We start from the raw sequence: 21,211 nt of genomic DNA on the forward strand, positions 1-21,211 counted from the left end.
CTGTCCAAGGCCAGCAGTTGCCATCGGCGCGCCCGGGCACCGTCGAGGACGGCGCGACGGTGGAGTCGCTGCGGCGCGTCGTCGACCACCAGGCCGAGCTGCTGCGACGCGAGGACGAGGTCAACCGCATCCTCGTCCAGACCGTGCTGCGCGGCGGGTCCCTCGGCGACCTGTGCGAGTCACTCGTCGAGCTCTTCGGTGGCGTTGCCCTCGTGGCGACGACCGACGGTCGCGTGCTCACGAAGGCGGGGTCCGAGGACGACGTGGCGACGGTGATCTCGCTGGACTGCTTCGACCGCACCGGGCGGCTCATCGTCGAGGACGAGCCGGTGGGCGTGCGCGAGCCGGGCGACGCGAAGTCCGAGCGGACGATGGTGCGGATCGTCGCCGGCACCTCCGACCACGGGCTTCTCGCGGTCTTCACCCCCGGTGTCGTGCTGACGACGACCGACGTCCACGGGCTCGAGCGAGCGGCGACGGTCGCCGCGCTCGCCATCACCAAGGAGCAGGCGGTCTCGGCGGTCGAGGGCAAGTACCGCGCCGAGTTCCTGCGCGACACGCTCGTCGGGCGTGTGGGAGCGCCGGCCGAGGCCGTGGCCCACGCCGCCTCGCTCGGCTGGGACCTCGACCGCCGCATGGTCGTCGTCGTCGCCGAGACCGACGAGGACGACTCGCACACGTCGCGAGCCAGCGAGGAGGTGCGCTCGCTGCAGGACCGGTTCGTGCGGGCGTGGGTGCAGGCCGTGCGAACCCGCGAGCCCAAGGCTCCGGTGGCCGGCTTCTCGCAGGAGGTCGTCGCCCTCATGCCCGCGCCGTGCGGCGGCGACGGGGAGCAGGACGCCGTCATGCGCTCGGTCGGCGAGGTCATCAAGGTCGTGCGTGGTGACGGAGGCGGCGGGCGGCGCTCCTTCTCGACCGGGGTGTCACGACCGGTCGAGTCGGTCGCCGAGATCCCGCGGGCCTACTCCGAGGCGCTGCGCGCGGTGGCCGTCGGACGGCAGATGCAGGGCGAGTCGGCGGTCATGCACTTCGACGCCCTCGGGATCTATCGCCTGCTCTCGCTCATCCCTGACTCCGCGGACCTGCGGGCGTTCGTCGACGAGGCGCTCGGCGACCTCGCGACCGACGACCAGACGTCCTACGCCGACCTGCGCCAGACGCTCCAGGTTCTGCTCGACACCAACCTCAACGTCGCCGAGACCGCACGCATCCTCTTTTTCCACTACAACACGCTCCGCTACCGCATCGCCAAGCTCGAGCAGATGCTCGGGCCGTTCACGACCGACCCGCAGCTCCGGCTGACCCTGGCCCTGGCCCTGCGGATCCGCCAGATGCGCGGCGTCTGACCCGCTGGCCCCGGGCCCAACCCGGCGCCCAACCCGGTCGACTTATTGCGAGAAAGCGACACTTTTCGGGGCCGAAAGGCCCAGAAAGTGTCGCTTTCTCGCAATAAGTCGGGGTCTGTGGGGCGGGAAATGGGGCGCCGGTCGGGGCGGTCGCGAGGTCAGTCGGTGAGGCCGAGGCCGCGGCGGCCGATCTCGTTGAGCTGCTCGGGCTGGAAGCGGCCCTCCCAGTCGCGCTCGTAGTGCTCCTCCGGGAAGTCGCTGGGGCTGGAACCGGTGAGGAAGGCCTCGCGGACGGAGACGGCATACGCCTCGTTGCGGGGGCACCACGGTGCGGCGGGGATGTACATGACGTTGCCCCAGCCGACCTGGTCCTCAACCGAAGCCACCGAGTGGATGAGGTCGCAGTGCCACCACACCGTGTCGCCGGCCTGGACGTCGGGGATGCCCGAGACCGCCTCCATGAGCAGCGGGTGCCACTTCCACGAGATCGGGAAGGTCTGGTTGTGCGCGATGCCGCAGAGCTCGTCGTCGGCGACGTCGTCGAGCAGCGGGCGGAGCATGAGGTAGGCCATCGCCTCGGGGATCGGCACCGTGTGGAGCACGCCCTGGTCGGAACCCATGTCGGAGAGCGCGGTCCAGCCCTGGAAGGTGCGGAAGGCGGAGCACATCGTCGACGCCGGGTAGTTCACCGCGTCCGTGCGGTGGGCGGCGTCCCACGGGTCGTAGCTGGCGACGTCGCCGGAGAAGAGGTGGCGGAAGACCTGCTGGTAGCCCTCGGTCATGTAGAGGTCGATCGACCCGGTGTCGAGGTGCGTGCCGAGGCCGGCGGAGTCGGTGCCCGGCGGCCGGCGGCGGATGCGGTCGGGATAGAGCGAGTCGCGGTCGGGGTCGAACCACTGCCTGCCCTCGGACTCGTGCTTCCACTGACTGTTGAGGAAGCCCTGGACCGCGGCCATTCGCGGGCTCTGGCGCGCCTCCATCTGGGGCTGCGACCAGTAGATCGGGTAGATCTCGGGCGTGCTCTCCACGCTCGCGAAGAAGTCGTCGGCCGGCCCTGAGTAGGTCTCGAAGAACTTGTTGCGCGTCGTGTAGTCGACGATGTCGCGGTCCCACCGGAGCGCCTGCTCGTGCGGGAACGTGCCGCGCACGACGGCACAGCCGCGCTCCTTGACCTTGGCGACGAGCTCGGCCGGGACCGTGCCGGCCTCGATGTCGGCGAAGTCGATGACCGGCCAGACCTGCTCGCCGGCCTCGCGCTCGGCCTTGATCGCCTCGACACGGCGGGCGATGCGTGCCTCGAGCTCGGCGAAGTGCTCCTCGACGGTGCGCCCGCTCTGCGCGATCCGGGCGCGGAGGGCGCGCTTGATCTCGACCGTGGCGCCGGTGACGTCCTCGGGCTTGGTCTCCCAGTGCGGCAGCGGCTGGGCCTCGACGTTCGCGGTCATCCTCGACCACTCCTCTGTGCTCGGTCGTTCATTGGTTAGGAGTCCTGACATGAACTCGTTGCGCCAGCGTAGCGGCACCGTCTGCTACTTTGCAAGGACTCCTAACGAAAGGATGGCCCGTGGCCGCCGACCTCCCTTCGCTCGACCTGCTGCGCAGCCTGAGCGACCGGCACGTCCTCGCCGCCGTGGCGAGCGCCGGCCGGCTCACCCGGGCCGCCGCCGCGACGAGCACCGGCCTCTCCAAGCCGACGGTCTCGCAGAGCGTCGCCCGCCTGCTCGGCTCGGGCGTCCTCGTCGAGGGCGAGCGCACGACGGGAGGACGCGGCCGTGCCGGGACCTACCTCACCGTCAACGACACCGCCGGCTGCGCCCTCGCCGTCCAGGCGGGCCCGGAGGGTGTCGTCGGCGAGGTCCTCGCCCTCGACGGGCGCGTCCTCGCGACCCGACGGCGCGCCCTGAGCGCGCCCGTCACCCCGGGCTCCCTCGGCCGGGCCCTCACCGCCGTATGCCGTGCGCTCACCGCGGACTCCCCCGGCCCGGTCCGCGCCGCCGCCGTGTCCGTCGCCGACCCCGTCGACCGACGCACCGGACGGGTCGTCGAGCTGCCCGAGAGCCCGTTCCTCGTCGGCGAGCTCGACCCGGTCGCCCTGCTCACCGACGTCGTGCCCGTCCGACCCGTCGTCGACAACGACGTGAGCTGGGCCCTGCTCGCCGAGCACACCGAGGGCGCCGCGCAGGGCGTCGACGACGTGCTCCACCTCTATCTCGACGAGGGCATGGGCGCTGCGATGTGGGCCGGTGGCCGCCCCCTCCACGGCGCGCGCGGCCTCGCCGGCGAGATCGCCTACTCCCGCGCCTCCGTCCGGGGCCGCGGCAGCCGCACTCCCTCCAGCGGCACCCTCATGGAGTGTGTCGACGCGCTCGGCTACCTCACCGATGGGACGAAGTCCGTCGACGTCCCCTCGCTCCTGGAGGACCTCGACCGCGGCACCGGTCAGGCACGCACCCTCGCCGCCTCGGTCGCCGAGGTCGCGCTCGCCCACGCCTACCTGCTCGACCCCGAGGTCGTCGTGCTCAGTGGACGCTGGGGACGGCATACCCAGATCGTCGAGGCGGTGACCACGGCGCTCGGCGCCGCGGGAGGGGTGGCGACCACGGTCGCGGTGGCGGAGGTGACCGACGACGCGCCACTCACCGGAGCTCGGATCTTCGCGCTCGGCGAGTTGCTCGCGACTTGGTCCGCCGAGCCGGGCGTCGTGCCACGATGACGCCTGTGACAGCCGTGTGACACGGGCCACCCCGAGTTGCCAACGGTTCACGGGCTCCCCTGTCACGAATTGACGAATGCCCCCGCGGGACCGCACAACTAGCGTCCTGTGAAACCACGACGACGTGACTCCCTGCCCGTCGTCCGCTGAAGAAAGTAGGCACAGATGGCACTTGGGCTCGGCTGGAAGGTCAAGGAGGGTGCGCTCGGCCTCGACGAGGTCGTCGCGCCCGACGAGCGTCTCGACTGGGGACGCACCGTGGGCCTCGGCGCGCAGCACGTCGTCGCGATGTTCGGCGCGACGTTCGTCTTCCCGCTCGTCATGGGGCTCAACCCGCAGCTCGCCATCATGATGAGCGGCATCGCGACGATCGCGTTCCTGCTCATCGTCCAGGGGCGCGTGCCCAGCTATCTCGGCACGTCCGCCGCGTTCGTCGGCGGTGTCGCGGCGATCCGCGCCCAGGGTGGCGACTCCTCCGAGGTCACCGGCGCGATCCTCGTCGCGGGTCTCGTGCTCGCGCTCGTCGGCCTGGCCATCCACTTCGTCGGGTCGAGCATCCTGCACAAGGTGCTGCCGCCGGTCGTCACGGGTGCCGTCGTCATGCTCATCGGCTTCAACCTCGCGCCGGTCGTGGCCAACATCTACTGGCCCCAGGACCAGTGGGTGGCCCTGCTGACGATGCTCTTCACGATCGTCTGCGCCGTCGCCTTCAAGGGCTTCATCAGCCGCATCGCGATCTTCCTCGCGCTCATCTTCGGCACCGCCCTCTCGTGGATCCTCGACAGGACCGTCGGCCAGATCAACTCCGTCCTCGGCGGTGCGACCGAGGCCACCGACCACTTCCGCTGGAACACCGACGGCATCGGTGACGCGGCGTGGTTCGGCTTCCCGGCCAAGACGATCTTCAACGGCGACGGCACCGAGGTCGCCGGCTGGCACGGCCCGAGCTTCTCGACCGCCGCCATCCTCCTCGTGCTGCCCGCCGTCATCGCCCTTATCGCCGAGAACACCGGCCACGTCAAGGCCGTCGCCGAGATGACCGGCCACAACCTCGACAAGGACATGGGCCGCGCCATCGGCGCGGATGGCGTGGGCACGATGATCGCCAGCGCCGTCGGTGGCTCCCCCACGACGACCTACGCCGAGAACATCGGCGTCATGGCCGCCACCCGCGTCTACTCGACCGCGGCCTACTACGTCGCGGCGATCGTCGCGATCCTCTTCGGCCTCTCCCCCAAGTTCGGCGCGCTCGTCGCCTCCGTGCCCGGTGGCGTCCTCGGCGGCATCACCGTCGTCCTCTACGGCATGATCGGCCTGCTCGGCGCCAAGATCTGGAAGGAGAACGGCGTCGACTTCGCGAACCCGATCAACCTCGTGCCCGTCGCAGCCGGCATCGTCATCGGCATCGGTGACGTCAAGATGAAGTTCTCCGAGGACTTCACCCTGAGCGGCATCGCCCTCGGCACCATCGTCGCCATCGGCGCCTTCCACCTGGCCCGCGCCATCGCGCCGGCAGACCTGCGCGACCGCGCCGACGGACCCGGCTCGGGTGGTCTCGGCGGCACCGCCATCACCACCGGCGACCGGGTCTACGGTGACGAGGACGGTATCGACGACCTCTACCAGTCCGGCCAGCGAGGCGACCACACCCGACGGGACCCCGACCGCGATCGCGACCGACGCGTCTGAGACGTCCCCGCCGCCCCGCCCGGGGCCCGACTCCGGGCGGGGCGGCGGCATTCCCCCCTTCGACCACCAGGCAGGAGCCCCCAGAGTGAAACCGGCACCGTTCGTGCACCACTCCCCTCGCACCCTCGACGAGGCCGTCTCGGTCCTCGGCGAGGTGGGGCACGACGGCAAGGTCCTCGCGGGCGGGCAGAGCCTCATCCCCGTGCTCAACATGCGGCTCGCGCAGCCCGCGCACCTCGTCGACATCAACCGGGTCGCGGGGCTGGACACCGTGACGGTCAGCGGCACCTCGGTCCGGGTGGGCGCCACCGTCCGGCACGCGCAGCTCGAGAAGGACGACGAGGCGTATGCCGTCCTCCCCCTCCTGCGGCAGGCGCTCCGCAACGTCGCCCACCCGGCGATCCGCAACAGGGGCACGACCGTCGGCTCGATCGCGCACGCGGACGCGGCCGGCGAGATGCCGTCGGTGGCCGTCCTCACCGAGGCGGTCATCGAGGCCGTCGGGCCCCGTGGCCGCCGGGAGATCCCGTCCGCCGAGTTCTTCGAGGGTCCGCTCCAGACCGTCCTCGAGGCCGACGAGCTCGTCGAGGCGGTGCGGTTCGGCCGCCTCGCTCCCGGGACGCGCACGACGTTCGTCGAGTCCGCCCGTCGACACGGTGACTACGCCCTCGCCGGTCTCGGCCTCGCGGTCGACGTCGAGGGCGAGGGAGCGGACGCCGTCGTGCGCGGAGCCCGTGCGTCCTACGTCTCCGTGACCGACATCCCGGTGGTGGTCGACCTCACCGAAGCGGTTGCGGGACAGCCGGTCCCCTCGCCGGACTGGAGCGCGGTCGAGGACCTCGTGCAGGCCGCCATCGCACCTGAGGCGGACATCCACGCGAGCAGCGACTACCGGCGCGCCCTCGCGGCCGAGCTCACCCGACGCGCCCTGACCTCACTCACCACCGAGTCCACCGGAGGGGCCGCATGACCGACCTCGACCAGACCGCCCCCACGACCGTCGACGTCACCCTGCGCGTCAACGGTGTCGAGCACACCCGCACCGTCGAGCCGCGCCGGCTGCTCTCCGACTTCCTCCGCCACGACCTGCGGCTCACCGGCACCCACGTCGGCTGCGAGCACGGCGTCTGCGGCGCGTGCACCGTCCTCGTCGACGGCGACCCGATGCGGTCCTGCCTCATGTTCGCGGTGTCGGCCCAGGAGCACGAGATCACGACCGTCGAAGGACTCGGCACGCAGGACGCGATGGGTCCCGTGCAGCAGGCGTTCGTCGAGTGCCACGGACTCCAGTGCGGCTTCTGCACACCGGGGTTCGTCACGACGATCACCGCCTTCATCGCGGAGAACCCCGACCCGACACTCGACGAGGCCCGCGAGGCCGTCTCGGGCAACCTCTGCCGCTGCACCGGCTACCAGAACATCTGCAAGGCCGTCGTCCGCGCCGCCGAGATCACCCGCGAAAGGAACCTGACGCATGACTGAACTTCTGTGGCCATGCTCCTCGGCCTTCCGGGCCTCGCTCCTTCGTCGCTCGTGTCCTCAGGCTGTCGTCGCATGACCACACGCCAGTTCGGCTCCCCCGTCCTGCGCAAGGAGGACCCCCGTCTCGTCACCGGCAACGGGCGCTACCTCGACGACCTGGGGCACACGGCATACGAGGTCGCGTTCGTGCGGAGCCCGCACGCCCACGCGCGCATCGTCGACATCGACGTCGACGGCGCGCTCGAGGTGGAGGGCGTCGTCGCCGTCTTCACCCACGAGGACCTCGACGGTCCCGCCGCTGACCGGCTCCCGTTGCTCATCCCCCACCCGAGCATCGTCGCCGGCCGCACCGGGCACGCCCTCGCCAAGGACGACGTCAACCACGTCGGCGAGGCGGTCGTCATGGTCGTGGCGCGCGACCGCTACCTCGCCGAGGACGCCGCCCAGCGCATCGTCGTCACCTACGAGCCCCTCAAGCCCGTCGTCGGCATCGCCACCTCGCGCGACGGTGACGACCTCGTCCACGACGACGCCCCCGGCAACGTCGCGGCGCACCTCCTCCAGGAGGTCGGCAACGTCGAGGTCGCGATGGCCACGGCCCCGCACACCCTCACCCTCGACCTCGAGATCGAGCGCAGCGCCTGCATGCCGATGGAGGGCAAGGGCGTTCTCGCGCACTGGGACTCGGACGAGCAGCGGATGCGGATCCACTCCTCCACCCAGACGAGCACCGGGGTGCGAGCAGCCGTCGCGGCGAAGCTCCAGCTGCCCCTCGCCCAGGTCGAGTGCATCGCCCCCGACGTCGGTGGCGGCTTCGGCGTCAAGATCATGCACCCGTGGCCGGAGGAGGTCCTCATTCCGTGGGCCGCCCGCCGGCTCGACCACGACGTCAAGTGGACCGAGGACCGGCGCGAGCACTTCACCTCCAGCGCCCACGAGCGCGGCCAGCTCCAGCAGGTCACCGTCGGCTTCGACGACGACGGACGGCTGCTCGCGCTCGACGTGAGGTTCTGGCACGACAACGGCGCCTACCTGCCCTACGGCGTCATCGTCCCGATCATCACCGCGACCCAGCTCCTCGGCCCCTACAAGCCGCAGAACTACCGCGTCGAGTTCTGGTCGATGTACACCAACACCGTTCTCGTGACGCCCTATCGGGGCGCCGGCCGCCCGCAGGGCTGCTTCGCGATGGAGCGGACGATGGACGCCATCGCCGCCGAGCTCGGCATCGACCGCACCGAGGTTCGCTCGCGCAACTTCATCCAGCCCGAGGAGATGCCCTACGACCAGGGCCTGCTCTTCCAGGACGGCCGGCCGCTCAAGTACGACTCCGGCGACTTCCCCGCCTCCCTCGCCAAGCTCAAGGCGCTCGTGGGCTGGGACGACTTCACGGCATACAGGAAGCAGGCGGAGGCCGAGGGGCGCAAGGTCGGGCTCGGCATCGGCTGCTACGTCGAGGGCACCGGCGTCGGCCCCTACGAGGGCGGGCACGTGCACGTCGAGACGAGCGGGCGGGTCAACGTCGCCACCGGCCTCACCACCCAGGGCCAGGGCCACCAGACGATCCTCGCCCAGATCGTCGCCGACGAGCTCGGCGTCTCGATCGAGGACGTCCACGTCACGACCGGCGACACGCGCCGGATGCCGTATGCCGTGGGGACGTTCGCGTCGCGCGGCGCCGTCATGTCGGGCAACGCCGTGGCCCTCGCCGCCCGGGCGGTGCGCGCCAAGGCGCTGCGGATCGCCGCCGACGCGCTCGAGGTGAGCGAGGCCGACCTGCAGATCGAGGACGGCACGATCAGCGTCAAGGGAGCGCCGCACGCGTCGATCGCGCTCTCCACCGTGGCGGTCATGTCGAACCCGCTGCGCTACGCCTTCGACGAGTCGGCCAAGGCGGCGACCCAGTTCGCGGGGGCGTTCGACCCCGACAAGCCGCCGGTCGCCGACGACGACGAGCCCGGGCTCGAGGGCAAGGACTTCTACTCCCCCACGCAGGCGACCTTCGCCAACGGCATGCACGCGGCCGTCGTCGAGACCGACCCCGTCACGGCCGAGATCCGGATCCTGCGCTACTGCGTCATCCACGACTGCGGCACCGTCGTCAACCCGATGATCGTCGAGGGCCAGGTCCACGGCGGCGTCGCGCAGGGAGTCGGCGGCGCGCTCTACGAGCGGATGGCCTACGACGAGTCCGGCCAGCTGCTCAACGCCTCGTTCATGGACTTCCTCATCCCCTACGCCTCCGAGGTCCCGCACATCGAGACCGACCACCTCGAGACGCCCTCCCCGCTCAACCCCCTCGGCATCAAGGGCGCGGGCGAGGCGGGCACGATCCCCGTGAGCGCCGTCATCGCGTCGGCCATCGAGGACGCCGAAGGGTTCCCCATCCGCTCGATGCCGATCAGCCCCACCGAGCTGTGGGACCTGAGGCGGCAGCACGCCCGCACCAACCAGGAGACCGCATGAAGATCACCGGCAACGCGACGATGAAGGCGAGCCCCGAGCAGGTGTGGACCGCGGTCCACGACCCGGCCGTGCTCGCCCGCTGCATCCCCGGGTGCCAGTCGCTGCGCGAGCTCGCGACCGGCCGCTACGCGATGACCGTCGTCGCCGGCGTCGCGGCGATCAAGGGCTCCTACGACGGCGAGGTCGAGGTCACCGACGTCACCGAGCCGAGCGCGTTCACGATGCGGGCCGAGGGGGCGGGAGCGCCGGGCACGATCGCGACCACGGTCGACGTCGCTCTCTCCCCCGGCGACGACGGAGGAACCGCCATCGCCTACGAGGCCGATGCCGTGGTCGGCGGACCGGTTGGTGGTGTCGGCCAGCGGATGCTCGCCGGTGTCGCCCGCAAGATGGCCGGTCAGATGTTCGCCGCGCTCGACGCCGACATCGCCGGCGGGCACCCCGCGGCCGCACCCGCCGGTGCCGGTGCCGCGGGTGCCGCCGGTGCCGCGGTCGGCGCCCAGGGTGCCGCGCCCGCCGAGGTGGGCGGACGGCATACGACCGTGTATGCCGGCTCCGCGGCTTCCGCTGTCGGCGCCGGTTCCGGCTCGAGTTTTGTCCAGGGCGCCCTCTTCGGAGCGGGCGTCGCCCTCGCCGGCGTCGTCGTCGGCTGGTTGATCGGAGGTCGGCGCTGATGCGTCCGTTCACTGCTGCTGCCATCCAGGTCGCGCCCGTGCGGGGGTCGCTCACCCCACAGGTCGTCGAGGCCAACATCGAGCGCTGCCTCGACTTCGTGCGGCGCTGTGTCGCCGAGACCGGCGCGGAGCTCGTCGTCCTGCCGGAGTCGGCGACGACCGGCTTCACGCCCGATTGCTCGGTCGAGGACCTCTGGGACCTCGTGAGCGAGCTGCCGGGAGCGATGTCGGAGCCGTTCCAGGACCTCGCCCGGGAGCTCGGGATCGTCCTCTGCGTGGGGACCTACGAGCGCGGCCCGGAGCGCGGCACGGTCTACAACGCGTCGATCCTCTGCGACAGCGACGGCTCGCTGCTCGGGGTCTATCGCAAGACGCACCCGTTCTGCACCGAGGCGGTCTCCGGCGGCGGCTGGGTCACTCCCGGCGACACGGTCACGGTGTCCGACACCGCACTCGGCCGCATCGGCATGATCATCTGCTTCGACGGCGACTATCCCGAGCTGTCACGCATCCAGGCCGTGCAGGGGGCGGAGGTCATCTGCCGACCGTCGGCGCTGCTCCGGTCGGCCGACATCTGGGAGCTGACGTCGCGGGCCCGGGCCTACGACAACCACGTCTTCGTCGTCGGCGCCAACGCGACGGGCATCGACCCGGCCGGCGTCATCTACTTCGGCAACAGCCACATCGTCACGCCCAACGCGACGATCGTCGCCAAAGCGGCCTCGCACGAGGGCTGGGTGTCGGCCCGACTCGACCCCGAGACGGCGCTGTCGTCGCTCACGCCGGGGTCCAACATCCACCAGGGGTTCGACCACCTGCGCGACCGCAACCTCGACCTCATCCGCGGCCACCGCGAGGAGCTCGAGTCGCCGGCCAAGACGTCGTTCCCGCACGGCGGACCGCGCCCCGACCACAAGCCCGAGGGCGACTGACCCAACCCGCCTGACCACTTCTTGCGCAGGAGCGACGCCAAGGACCCAGGATCAGGGCCCTTCGCGTCGCTCCTGCGCAATCAGTCGCGACCCTCGGTGGCTGCCTGGGCGTAGTGACCTAGCGGGCTGCCAGGCGGCGGCCGATGGCGCCCACCGCCCAGGGGACGCCGAGGGCGACGACGCCGGTGAGACAGCCGAGCGGGATGGGCAGGCAGCAGCCGCCGCACGACACCCGCGTGCCGTTCCTCGTCGTCGTCGAGTAGTGCGGGACGGGACCGAGGCGGAAGCCGCCCCTGGGTGCCTGCGACATGCTCTGCCCTTCCTTCGTGTGGTCGTCGTGGTCGTTGTTGCCTGCTGGTCGGACGCGCAGGTCGGGGGTTACCCGGTCCGGGCCAGGACAAACAGATCCGGGTGGCGGCGGGTGTCGGGTTCCCGGGGTTGGCCCGGTCAGGATGGCCCCGGATGTCCGACACCAGGACGGCGTATGCCGGACCCGGGCTCCAGCGCGCCGGCTCCGGTCATCCTGTGGTGCCGGAGGGCTCGCCGGTCTGGGTTGGCGGGGTTTGAGGCGATACCCGCCATCCGTTGGCACTCATTGACAAGGCGAGGCCCCGGCATACCCGGCTTGAATCTCTGCCATGGCTTCGCGACGCATTCGGATCGGCATCGACACAGGCGGCACGTTCACGGACGTGGTGGCCTTCGACGAGGACTCGGGCGACCTCGTCACGACGAAGACGCCGAGCACCCCCAGCAACCCCGCCGACGGCTTCATCAACGGGATCGACAAGGTGCTCGGCCTGCTCGGCGCGAGCGGTGACGACATCACCGCCGTCTGCCACGGCACGACCGTCGCGACCAACAAGCTCCTCGAGGGCAAGGTCGAGCAGCTCGGCTTCATCACGACCGAGGGCTACGAGTTCATGCTCGAGATCGCCCGTCAGGCCGTGCCCGACGGCTACGGCAACTCCTACTTCTGGGTGAAGCCGGCGCGCATCGTCCCCGCGGACGCCGTGCGCACCGTCGGCGGCCGGTTCGACTTCGAGGGCAACGAGATCCGCCCCTTCGACGAGGAGGGCGCCGTCGCCGCGGCCCGCTGGTTCAAGGAGCACGGCATCACGACGATCGGCGTGTGCTTCCTGCACTCCTACGCCAACGACGAGCACGAGCTGCGGATGCGCGAGATCCTGCGCGAGGAGCACCCCGAGGCGATCGTCTCGATCTCGAGCGAGGTGCTGCGCGAGTACCGCGAGTACGAGCGCTCGATGACGACCCTCGTCGACGCCGCGGTCAAGCCCAACGTCAGCCGCTACGTCACCAACATCCACGAGCGGCTCGACGGCTTCACCGGCGGGACCGAGGGCACGAAGCGCGAGATCCCGTTCTACATCATGAAGTCCAACGGCGGCGTCCTCTCCGCCGACGAGGTCGTCCACCAGCCGATCACGACCGTCCTCTCCGGCCCCGCGGCCGGTGCCCTCGGCGCCGCGCTCATCGCCCAGAAGGCCGGCTTCGACAAGATCCTCACCTGTGACGGTGGCGGCACCTCGACCGACGTCTCCGTCGTCCTCGACGGCGAGCCCACCCTGACGACCGAGGGCACGGTCGGCGCCTACCCGAGCAAGATCCCGATGATCGACGTCGTCACCGTCGGCGCCGGTGGCGGCTCGATCGCATGGGTCTCCCCCGAGGGCGCGCTCAAGGTCGGCCCGCACTCGGCCGGTGCCGACCCGGGCCCGCTCTGCTACGCCAAGGGCGGCACCGAGCCGACGATCACCGACGCCCACGTCACCCTCGGCCGGATCCCTCCGCACCTGCTCGGCGGCGAGATCCCGCTCGACGTCGACGCGGCCCGGCAGGGCATCACCGCGCTCGCCGAGCGGCTCGGGCTCGACTTCGAGCGCTGCGCCACAGGCATCCTCGAGATCTCGGCGTGGAACCAGGCCAACGCCCTGCGCCAGGTGAGCGTCAAGCGCGGCCTCGACGTCCGTGACTTCATGCTCACGACCTTCGGCGGATCCGGCTCGCTGCTCGCCTGCCGCCTCGTCGACATCCTCGACCTCGCCGGTGTCGTCGTCCCGCCGAACCCCGGCAACGTCAGTGCCTTCGGCCTGCTCACCGTCGACGTCAAGAACGACTACGTCCAGACGCAGGTCGCCAAGCAGACCGCCCTCGACCACGCGGCGATCGAGAAGACCTTCGCCTCGCTCACCGAGCGGGCCGCGGCCGCGCTGGCCAAGGAGGGCTTCGCCGCCGAGGAGCACCAGTTCACCCGCACGGTGGACCTGCGCTACTTCGGCCAGGCCTACGAGGTCCGGGTGACCGCGCCTGCCGACGCCGCGATCGACGAGGCGTATGCCGGACACGTCGCCGAGGCGTTCCACGACGAGCACCGTCAGCTCTACGGCTACGACTTCAGGAACGACCCGAGCCAGCAGGTCGAGTGGGTCAACCTCCGCGTCACCGGCGTCGGCCCCATCACGCGGCCCGAGCTGCGCGAGCTGCCCTCTGCCGAGGGCGGATCGGCGAAGGAGCGGGCCCACCGCTCCACCCGCCAGGTCTGCTTCGACGCCGAGGACGGCTACGTCGACACGGGCGTCTGGTGGCGCCCCGACCTCGCCGCAGGCGACGTCGTCACCGGCCCCGCGATCATCGAGGAGTTCGGCTCGACCGTCCCGGTCCACCCCGGCTTCGTCGTCCGCGTCGACACCTACGGCAACCTCGTCATCACCAAGGAGGACAAGTGAGCACCACGGCTTCGACGCAGGCGCCGCAGGCCCCGCAGGCCCCGTCCGGACCGCCGGCCAACCCCGCCGGCCTGCCCACGGCATACGAGCACGGCAAGCGGCTCACCGACCCCGGCACGAGCGTCGACCCGATCCTCGTCGAGATCGTCCAGGGCACGCTGGCCAGCGTCGAGATGGAGGTCGAGACCTCGATCTCGCGGACGTCGCGCTCCCCCATGATCCGCGACGCCCACGACTTCCGCGCCGGCATCCACGACCGCCAGCTGCGCAAGCTCACCGGCCGCTCCTACAGCGCGCTCGTCCACCCGATCGTGCGCGACTTCCCGCTCGAGGAGATGAACGAGGGCGACGTCTTCTTCCACAACGACGTCTACGAGTCCGAGGGCGGCATCGGCCATCTGCCCGACCTCTGCGTCACCGTCCCCGTCTTCCACGACGGCGCGGTCGTCGCCTTCGTCCAGGCCTTCGGCCACCACGACGACATCGGCGGCGCCGTCCCCGGCTCGATGCCGAGCAACGCGACGAGCGTCCACGAGGAGGGTCTCTCGGTCCCGCCGATCAAGCTCTGGGACGCCGGCGTGCCCAACAAGGCCGCCCTGCGCATCATGACGCGCAACTCGCGCATGCCCGACAGCCTCGCCGCCGACCTCGACGCCGAGTGCTCGGCCTGCCTCATGGGCGCCCGCCGCCTCTCCGACCTCTTCGCCCGCTACGGCCGCGACAGCGTCGAGGCCGCATTCGACGCGATCCTCGACAGCACGACCGAGACCTACCGCCGCGAGATCCTGTCCAAGATCCCCGCCGGCACCTACGTGTGGGAGGACTACGCCGAGCATGACGGCGTCGACGAGCCGCAGCTGCACACGCAGCGGATCACGCTCACCAAGGTCGACGACGCCCCGGCCGACCCGGAGACGAACTTCCCCGGCGGCCCGCGCCTCATCGTCGACTTCACCGGCACCGCGCCCCAGGCCAAGGGCCCGATCAACCACTGCGGCGACTACGTCGGGGGCAACTTCCTCAAGAAGTGGCTCGCGCCGATCCTGCGCAACCTCGCCGACACCCCCGAGCGGATGGCCGAGCTCGACGTCAACGAGGGCATCGTGCCGCTCATCGAGATGCGCTTCCCCGAGAAGGGCACGCTGCTCACGCCGATCTACCCCGCGCCGACCAACGCCCGCACGTTCGTCATCCTGCGCCTGCTGGGCGTGCTCGCCGGCGTCGTCGCCAAGGCGGTGGACGGCCAGATGCCGGCCGACCAGGAGACGATCCGCTACACCGGCGTCTACGGCAAGGACCGCGACGGCAACGACTACCTCATGCGCGAGGTCCTGGGAGGCGGCTCCGGTGGCCGCTACTACGCCGACGGCGAGGACACCATCCACGTCGTGCCCGACTCGCGCAACCTGCCGACCGAGTTCACCGAGTCGCGCTTCCCCTTCATCGTCGAGCGCCTGGGCCTCGCCGTCGACTCCGGCGGCGCGGGTCGCTACCGCGGCGGCCTCGGCTACGAGAAGCACATCCGGATGCTCGAGGACGCGCACTTCATGTCGATCGCCGACCGCTCGATCCTCGCCTGCTGGGGCGTCAAGGGCGGCAAGGCCGGTATGCCGTTCCACGTCACCATCGACGTGGGCGGGCCGGACGAGCGCGTCGTCGAGGCCCTCGCCGACGCCGAGCCGGTCAAGGCCGGTCAGGTCATCCGCATCCGCACCACCGGTGGTGGCGGCTGGGGCGACCCCCTCGACCGCCCCCTCGACGAGGTCGAGCGCGACCTGCGCTGGGGCAAGGTGTCCCTCGAGGGCGCGCGGACGGCATACGGCGTCGTCGCCTCGGGCGGCAAGGACGACGTGAGCATCGACGTCGAGGCGAGCGAGGAGCTGCGCGCGCGAATGCGCGAGGAGCGTTCGGACGAGCCGTTCTTCGACCGCGGACCCGGCTATGCGCAGCTCGCGCCGGACGGTGCGCGGGCGAGTGAGTACGACTGGATGTGACCGCATGAGCGAGGTCCTCGTCATCGGTGCGGCCGGCAAGACCGGCCGCGCCGTGACGCGGGCCCTGCTCGCGCGTGGTGCGGTCGTGCGTGCGGCCGTGCGTCCCGGGTCGACGAGCACGCCGTATGCCGGCCCGTCGGTCCACGTCGTGCCTCTCGACCTCGTGTCGGGCACCGGCCTACCGGTCGCTGTGGCGGGGGTGGACGCGGTCTACCACCTCGCGCCCAACGTCCACCCCGACGAGGTGGGCATGGCTCGACGGGTCGCCGAAGCCGCTGCGGCAGAAGGCATCTCGCACTTCGCCTTCCATTCGGTGCTCCACCCCGACGACTCGTCGATGCCGCACCACGTGCGCAAGGGCGAGGCCGAGCGGACCGTCCGGGACGTGGTGCCGAGCGCCGTCGTGCTGCGACCGGCGGCCTACCACCAGAACCTCGTCGACGCGGCCCTCGCGGGGCGGATCGCCGTCCCCTACTCGCTCGACACGCCCTTCACCAACGTCGACCTCGACGACGTGGCCGAGGTCGCCGCGCTGGTGCTCACCGAGGAGGGGCACGAGGGTTCGACGCACGACCTCGCCGGATCCGAGAGCCTCTCCGTCCGGGACCTGGCAGCGGTCGCCACCGAGGTGCTGGAGCGACCGGTCGAGACCGTGGCCGTGCCGCTGCAGGAGTGGCTGGACGGGGCCGCTGCCTCCCTGCCAGAGCAGGCGCGTGACGACCTGGCCGCGATGTTCCGCAGCTACGACCGCGAAGGGCTGGTCGGCGACCCGTCCGACCTGCGGGCCCTCCTTGGTCGTGAGCCGCGCACCTGGCGAGACGTGCTCGTGCGTGCCGCCTGAGAGCCAGTGGCACCATGAGCCGGTGACCGACCACCAGGGCTTCCTCGACCGTGCCGTCGACCTCGCGATCGCCAACGTCGCCGACGGCGGTGGCCCGTTCGGAGCGGTCGTCGTGAGGGACGGCATCGTCGTCGGCGAGGGTGCGAACCGCGTCACCGCCACCCTCGACCCGACCGCCCACGCCGAGGTCGTCGCGATCCGTGAGGCCTGCCGGGCCGTCGGGGACTTCTCACTCGTCGGCGCCACGGTCTATGCCTCGTGCGAGCCCTGCCCGCTGTGCCTGTCCGCCGCCCTGTGGGCACGCGTCGAAGCGGTCGTCCACGCGGCCGACCGTCACGCAGCGGCAGGGGCGGGGTTCGACGACGCCGTCTTCCACGGGCTTCTCGACCCCACACCGGACCTCGCTGCCTGGCCGCTGCAGCGCCTCCACGTGCCGACGCCGCGGTCGCAGGAGCCCTTCGACGCCTGGGCCCGGACCACGGACCGCACCGACTACTGACGCCGCCGCTGTCGCAGAACCCCTCCGCCGCTTCACCCGATGCGCTATCTTGTGTCGCATGGTACCCGGCGACGACGCCATCCTGACGCACCTACGACGCGGTGCGCTGGAGTACTGCGTGCTCGCAATGCTGCGCGACGACGAGCTCTACGGCCTCGACATCGCCCGCCGGCTCAGCACCGACGGCATCCTCCTGTCAGGCGAGGGCACGCTCTATCCCCTCCTCGCGAGGCTCCGCAAGGCCGGGCTCGTCCACACGACGTGGCGCGAGTCCGCCGAGGGACCGCCCCGGCGCTACTACGCCCTCACCCGCGACGGGCTCACCGCCCTCGACACCTTCACCCGCACCTGGAAGCCGTTCCGGGACGCGGTCGACTCCGCCATCCAAGGGGGCCCAGCATGACTCCAGCCACGACGCACCCACTCGTCGCCGCCTGGCTACGCGACCTCGACCTCCTGCTCCACGGCGTCGAACCGGGCGAGCGCGCCGAGGTCCTCGCCGGCGTGCACGAGCACCTCGACGCGACCCTCCCACCCGGGTCGAGCGACGCCGACGTCCGCCGCGTGCTCGCCGACCTCGGCTCACCGCAGTCCGTCGCCGACGAGACGTATGCCGGCCAGCTGGCGAGCGTTGTCACCCGGCTCGGCGCCCGCGCCCCTCGCCGTGGCTGGCTCACGTCGCGTGTTTCCTCAACGCTGCGGGGCTGGCCCTGCTGATCTTGTTGACCCTCCTCCGCTCTCTCGGGTCCGGATCCGTGCAGCCTCATGCCTCCGAGGTCGTCTTCGCGGCCACGGGCTTCCTCCTCCCCTGGTTCTGCCTCGTGGTGCTCACGTCCATGACGGAGGTCTGGGGGGCGGCGGACAAGTTCCGGTCGATCCTTCTCTACCCGGTGACGCTCGCGGCGCTGTCCGCGGCCGGGCTGGCCGACGTCTCACTCCTCAGTCCTGCAGTCTCGGCCCTCGCCCTGGCGATGGCCGTCGGCGTCCTGGTCCGTCTGGTCCGCTCAGCCGGGCGACGCGGCGGGCCGAGGTGAGCACACGGCATACGGCGGGGCTCTTTGGCAGAAGGTGACACCACGACTGCCGCGTCTTGCCACGGATGCACCGAACCCCCGCCGGACGCGGCTCCCTAGGCTCGGCACATGAGTGGACCCCTGCAGGACGTCATCGTCGTCGACCTCTCCCGCGCCCTCGCCGGCCCGCACGCGGCGATGATGCTCGGCGACATGGGCGCGCGCGTCATCAAGGTCGAGTCACCGACGGGTGACGACACCCGCGGCTGGGGCCCGCCCTTCGTCGGGCCGGAGGAGGACCCGATCTCGACCTACTTCCTCAGCGCGAACCGCAACAAGGAGTCGATCACCCTCGACCTCAAGTCCGACGACGGGCGCGACGTCCTCACGCGCCTCGTCGAGCGCGCCGACGTCCTCATCGAGAACTTCCGCCCCGGCGTCATGGACCGCCTCGGCTTCGGCAACGAGCGTCTCCACGACCTCAACCCGCGTCTCGTCGTGCTGAGCATCAGTGGCTTCGGGCACGACGGGCCGCAGGGCGGACGCGCCGGCTACGACCAGATCGCGCAGGGCGAGGCCGGGCTCATGTCGGTCACCGGTCCCGACGCCGACTCCCCCCAGCGCATCGGCGTCCCCATCGGCGACCTCCTCGCCGGCATGTACGGCGCCTATGGCGTCGTCAGCGCGCTGCACGAGCGCAACGCCACCGGCATCGGTCGCGTCGTGCGGACCTCGCTGCTCGCCGCCGTCGTCGGGGCGCACGCCTTCCAAGGCACGGCCTACACCGTCGCCGGGCACGTCGGGCACGCGCAGGGCAACCACCACCCGGCCCTCTCGCCCTACGGTCTCTTCCACTGCGCCGACGGCGACGTGCAGGTCGCCTGCGGCTCGGAGTCGCTGTGGGTCCGGCTCGCGGAGGCGTTCGACATCGACCCCGCCGCCCCCGGCATGGCGACGAACCGCGAGCGCACCGCCAACCGCGACCGCGTCACCGCGACCCTCAACGAGGCCTTCTCGACGTGGCGGCTCGACGACCTCCTCCCCCGTCTCGACGAGCTCGGCATCCCGGCCGGCGAGGTCCGCACGATCGACCGCGTCTACGACTGGGACCAGACCCGCTCGCAGGGGCTCGTCCTCGACGTCGACCACCCCGTGCTCGGCTCGATCGAGATCCCCGGGCCGCCGATCCGGTTGGACGACAACGCCTTTGCCGGAGGTCGTGAGACCCACCTCGCTCCCCCGACCCTCGGGCAGCACAACGACAGCGTCCGGGCGTGGCTCGCCGAGGAGGACCACGCGTGAGCGACAAGCCGGCCCGGCCGACGTCGAGCGAGCTCATCGCCGCCGTCCTCGACGACGGCACGTGGCAGTCGTGGGACGAGGCGCCGCTCGCCGTCGCCCCCGAGGGAAGCCCGTATGCCGTCGAGCTCACCGCCGCTGCCGAGAAGGCCGGCACCGACGAGTCCATCGTCACCGGCGAGGGCCGGATCGGCGGTCACCGCGTCGCGGTCATCGCCGGGGAGTTCAGGTTCCTCGCCGGGTCCATCGGGGTCGCCGCCGCGGAGCGGATCGTCCTCGCCTTCGAGCGGGCGACCCGCGAGCGCCTCCCCCTCTTCGCCGCGCCGGCCTCCGGTGGCACGCGGATGCAGGAGGGCACCCCGGCGTTCGTGACGATGGTGAAGATCTCGGCCGCCGTCGCGGCCTACAAGCGCGAGCACCTGCCCTACATCACCTATCTGCGCCACCCCACGACCGGGGGGGTCTTCGCGTCGTGGGGCTCACTCGGCCACGTCACCGTGGGTGAGCCCGGCGCGACGATCGGCTTCCTCGGTGCGCGCGTCTACGAGGCGCTCTACGGGCAGCCCTTCCCCGAGGGCGTGCAGACGGCGGAGAACCTCTTCGCCCACGGACTCCTCGACGCCGTCCTGCCGGTCGAGCTGCTCACCGCCACGGCCGCGAGGTTCCTCGACCTCGTGCTCGCTCCGCACGACACCCAGCCCGCACCGGACGTGCCCAAGGAGCCACTGCCCGACGTCCCGGCCTGGGACTCGATCATCCGCTCCCGCAACACAGCCCGCCCCGGTGTGCGCGCGCTGCTCAAGCTCGGCGCCACCGACGTCCTGCCGCTCTTCGGCACCGGCGCCGGCGAGTGGGACCGCTCTCTCTTCCTCGCCCTCGCCCGGTTCGAGGGCACACCCTGCGTCGTCCTCGGGCAGGACCGCCGCGGTGAGCAGACCGAGGCTCCGCTCGGGCCGTCGGGATTGCGGGTCGCCCGTCGCGGCATGCGGCTCGCGACCGAGCTCGACCTGCCGCTCGTGAGCATCATCGACACGGCCGGCGCCGCCTTGTCCAAGGAGGCCGAGGAGGGCGGCATGGCCGGCGAGATCGCCCGCTGCCTCGCCGAGCTCGTCGTCCTCGAGGTGCCGACGGTCTGCGTCCTCCTCGGCCAGGGCACCGGCGGCGGCGCCCTCGCGCTCATGCCGGCCGACCGGGTCATCAGCGCGCAGCACTCATGGCTCTCACCGCTGCCCCCGGAGGGCGCGTCGGCCATCCTCCACCGCACCCCGGACCGGGCGCCCGAGCTCGCCGAGCGCCAGCGGGTGCGTTCCCTCGACCTCCTCGAGGACGGCATCATCGACCGGATCGTCGCGGAGCACCCCGACGCCGCGCAGGAGCCCGAGGCGTTCTGCCGCCGCATGGCGCAGGCGATCCGGCACGAGCTCACCGACCTCGGCGAGCTCGACCCGGTCGAACGCCTCGACGGGCGGCACTCGCGATACCGCCGCCTCGGGAGTAGCCCGGTCCTACGATGAGG

General features: G+C 71.4%; 19 protein-coding genes. 17 read left to right on the forward strand and 2 right to left on the reverse strand.

Annotation, left to right across the window (positions count from 1 at the left end; all coding sequences use genetic code 11):
* Positions 1 to 17: 17 nt before the first annotated feature.
* On the forward strand, positions 18 to 1,346 hold the full coding sequence (locus ACOJV7_RS17380; RefSeq protein WP_420191493.1) for a PucR family transcriptional regulator: 1,329 nt from the start codon (positions 18 to 20) through the stop codon (positions 1,344 to 1,346).
* A gap of 158 nt (positions 1,347 to 1,504) precedes the next feature.
* Here ACOJV7_RS17380 and ACOJV7_RS17385 read toward each other — a convergent pair whose 3' ends face one another.
* Positions 1,505 to 2,791 carry a DUF1479 domain-containing protein gene (locus ACOJV7_RS17385; protein ID WP_420191494.1) on the reverse strand — a complete coding sequence of 429 codons (1,287 nt, stop codon included), beginning with the start codon at positions 2,789 to 2,791 and terminating at the stop codon, positions 1,505 to 1,507.
* Positions 2,792 to 2,910: 119 nt separating this feature from the next.
* Between ACOJV7_RS17385 and ACOJV7_RS17390 the strand changes: the two genes are divergently transcribed.
* The 7 genes from ACOJV7_RS17390 (at position 2,911) to ACOJV7_RS17420 (ending at position 11,302) form a co-directional block, all read left to right on the forward strand.
* On the forward strand, positions 2,911 to 4,059 hold the full coding sequence (locus ACOJV7_RS17390; protein WP_420191495.1) for an ROK family transcriptional regulator: 1,149 nt from the start codon (positions 2,911 to 2,913) through the stop codon (positions 4,057 to 4,059).
* A 165-nt stretch (positions 4,060 to 4,224) separates the two neighbouring features.
* The gene (locus ACOJV7_RS17395) at positions 4,225 to 5,748 is read left to right on the forward strand and encodes a uracil-xanthine permease family protein (protein WP_420191496.1); all 1,524 of its coding nucleotides are present in this window, start codon (positions 4,225 to 4,227) and stop codon (positions 5,746 to 5,748) included.
* A gap of 85 nt (positions 5,749 to 5,833) precedes the next feature.
* Entirely contained in the window at positions 5,834 to 6,718 is an 885-nt protein-coding gene (locus tag ACOJV7_RS17400) for an FAD binding domain-containing protein (protein WP_420191497.1), read from the forward strand.
* Positions 6,715 to 7,230, forward strand: coding sequence for a (2Fe-2S)-binding protein (locus ACOJV7_RS17405; RefSeq protein WP_420191498.1), 516 nt, complete (start codon positions 6,715 to 6,717; stop codon positions 7,228 to 7,230). The genes ACOJV7_RS17400 and ACOJV7_RS17405 overlap by 4 nt, the downstream gene beginning before the upstream one ends.
* Before the next feature lie 72 nt (positions 7,231 to 7,302).
* Entirely contained in the window at positions 7,303 to 9,696 is a 2,394-nt protein-coding gene (gene cutA / locus ACOJV7_RS17410; protein WP_420191499.1) for an aerobic carbon-monoxide dehydrogenase large subunit, read from the forward strand.
* Positions 9,693 to 10,370 (forward strand): SRPBCC family protein, encoded by a 678-nt coding sequence (locus ACOJV7_RS17415; protein WP_420191500.1) that lies wholly within the window; start codon positions 9,693 to 9,695, stop codon positions 10,368 to 10,370. The genes cutA and ACOJV7_RS17415 overlap by 4 nt, the downstream gene beginning before the upstream one ends.
* The gene (locus ACOJV7_RS17420; RefSeq protein WP_420191501.1) at positions 10,370 to 11,302 is read left to right on the forward strand and encodes a carbon-nitrogen hydrolase family protein; all 933 of its coding nucleotides are present in this window, start codon (positions 10,370 to 10,372) and stop codon (positions 11,300 to 11,302) included. The genes ACOJV7_RS17415 and ACOJV7_RS17420 overlap by 1 nt, the downstream gene beginning before the upstream one ends.
* Before the next feature lie 118 nt (positions 11,303 to 11,420).
* Here ACOJV7_RS17420 and ACOJV7_RS17425 read toward each other — a convergent pair whose 3' ends face one another.
* Positions 11,421 to 11,612 carry a hypothetical protein gene (locus ACOJV7_RS17425; protein ID WP_420191502.1) on the reverse strand — a complete coding sequence of 64 codons (192 nt, stop codon included), beginning with the start codon at positions 11,610 to 11,612 and terminating at the stop codon, positions 11,421 to 11,423.
* 328 nt (positions 11,613 to 11,940) lie between these two features.
* On the opposite strand from ACOJV7_RS17425, the gene ACOJV7_RS17430 reads away from it, so the two are divergent.
* The 9 genes from ACOJV7_RS17430 to ACOJV7_RS17470 all read left to right on the forward strand — a co-directional run bounded on the left by ACOJV7_RS17430 (position 11,941) and on the right by ACOJV7_RS17470 (position 21,209).
* A complete protein-coding gene (locus tag ACOJV7_RS17430) occupies positions 11,941 to 14,049 on the forward strand; it encodes a hydantoinase/oxoprolinase family protein (protein ID WP_420191503.1) in 2,109 nt (702 codons plus the stop codon).
* A complete protein-coding gene (locus ACOJV7_RS17435; RefSeq protein ID WP_420191504.1) occupies positions 14,046 to 16,043 on the forward strand; it encodes a hydantoinase B/oxoprolinase family protein in 1,998 nt (665 codons plus the stop codon). The genes ACOJV7_RS17430 and ACOJV7_RS17435 overlap by 4 nt, the downstream gene beginning before the upstream one ends.
* 4 nt (positions 16,044 to 16,047) lie before the next feature.
* Positions 16,048 to 16,884, forward strand: a complete 837-nt coding sequence (locus ACOJV7_RS17440; protein ID WP_420191505.1) for an NmrA family NAD(P)-binding protein — start codon at positions 16,048 to 16,050, stop codon at positions 16,882 to 16,884.
* Positions 16,885 to 16,906: 22 nt separating this feature from the next.
* Positions 16,907 to 17,383 (forward strand): nucleoside deaminase, encoded by a 477-nt coding sequence (locus tag ACOJV7_RS17445; RefSeq protein ID WP_420191506.1) that lies wholly within the window; start codon positions 16,907 to 16,909, stop codon positions 17,381 to 17,383.
* Positions 17,384 to 17,441: 58 nt separating this feature from the next.
* On the forward strand, positions 17,442 to 17,786 hold the full coding sequence (locus ACOJV7_RS17450) for a PadR family transcriptional regulator (protein ID WP_420191507.1): 345 nt from the start codon (positions 17,442 to 17,444) through the stop codon (positions 17,784 to 17,786).
* Complete coding sequence (locus tag ACOJV7_RS17455; protein ID WP_420191508.1) at positions 17,783 to 18,100, forward strand: HAAS signaling domain-containing protein; 318 nt, start codon at positions 17,783 to 17,785, stop codon at positions 18,098 to 18,100. The genes ACOJV7_RS17450 and ACOJV7_RS17455 overlap by 4 nt, the downstream gene beginning before the upstream one ends.
* 38 nt (positions 18,101 to 18,138) lie before the next feature.
* Entirely contained in the window at positions 18,139 to 18,417 is a 279-nt protein-coding gene (locus ACOJV7_RS17460; RefSeq protein ID WP_420191509.1) for a hypothetical protein, read from the forward strand.
* A gap of 108 nt (positions 18,418 to 18,525) precedes the next feature.
* Entirely contained in the window at positions 18,526 to 19,698 is a 1,173-nt protein-coding gene (locus ACOJV7_RS17465) for a CaiB/BaiF CoA transferase family protein (RefSeq protein WP_420191510.1), read from the forward strand.
* A complete protein-coding gene (locus tag ACOJV7_RS17470) occupies positions 19,695 to 21,209 on the forward strand; it encodes a carboxyl transferase domain-containing protein (RefSeq protein WP_420191511.1) in 1,515 nt (504 codons plus the stop codon). Before ACOJV7_RS17465 ends, ACOJV7_RS17470 begins: the two co-directional genes overlap by 4 nt.
* Positions 21,210 to 21,211 lie beyond the last annotated feature (2 nt).

This window comes from Knoellia tibetensis (genome assembly GCF_048606415.1).
Taxonomy (GTDB): Bacteria; Actinomycetota; Actinomycetes; order Actinomycetales; family Dermatophilaceae; genus Knoellia; species Knoellia tibetensis.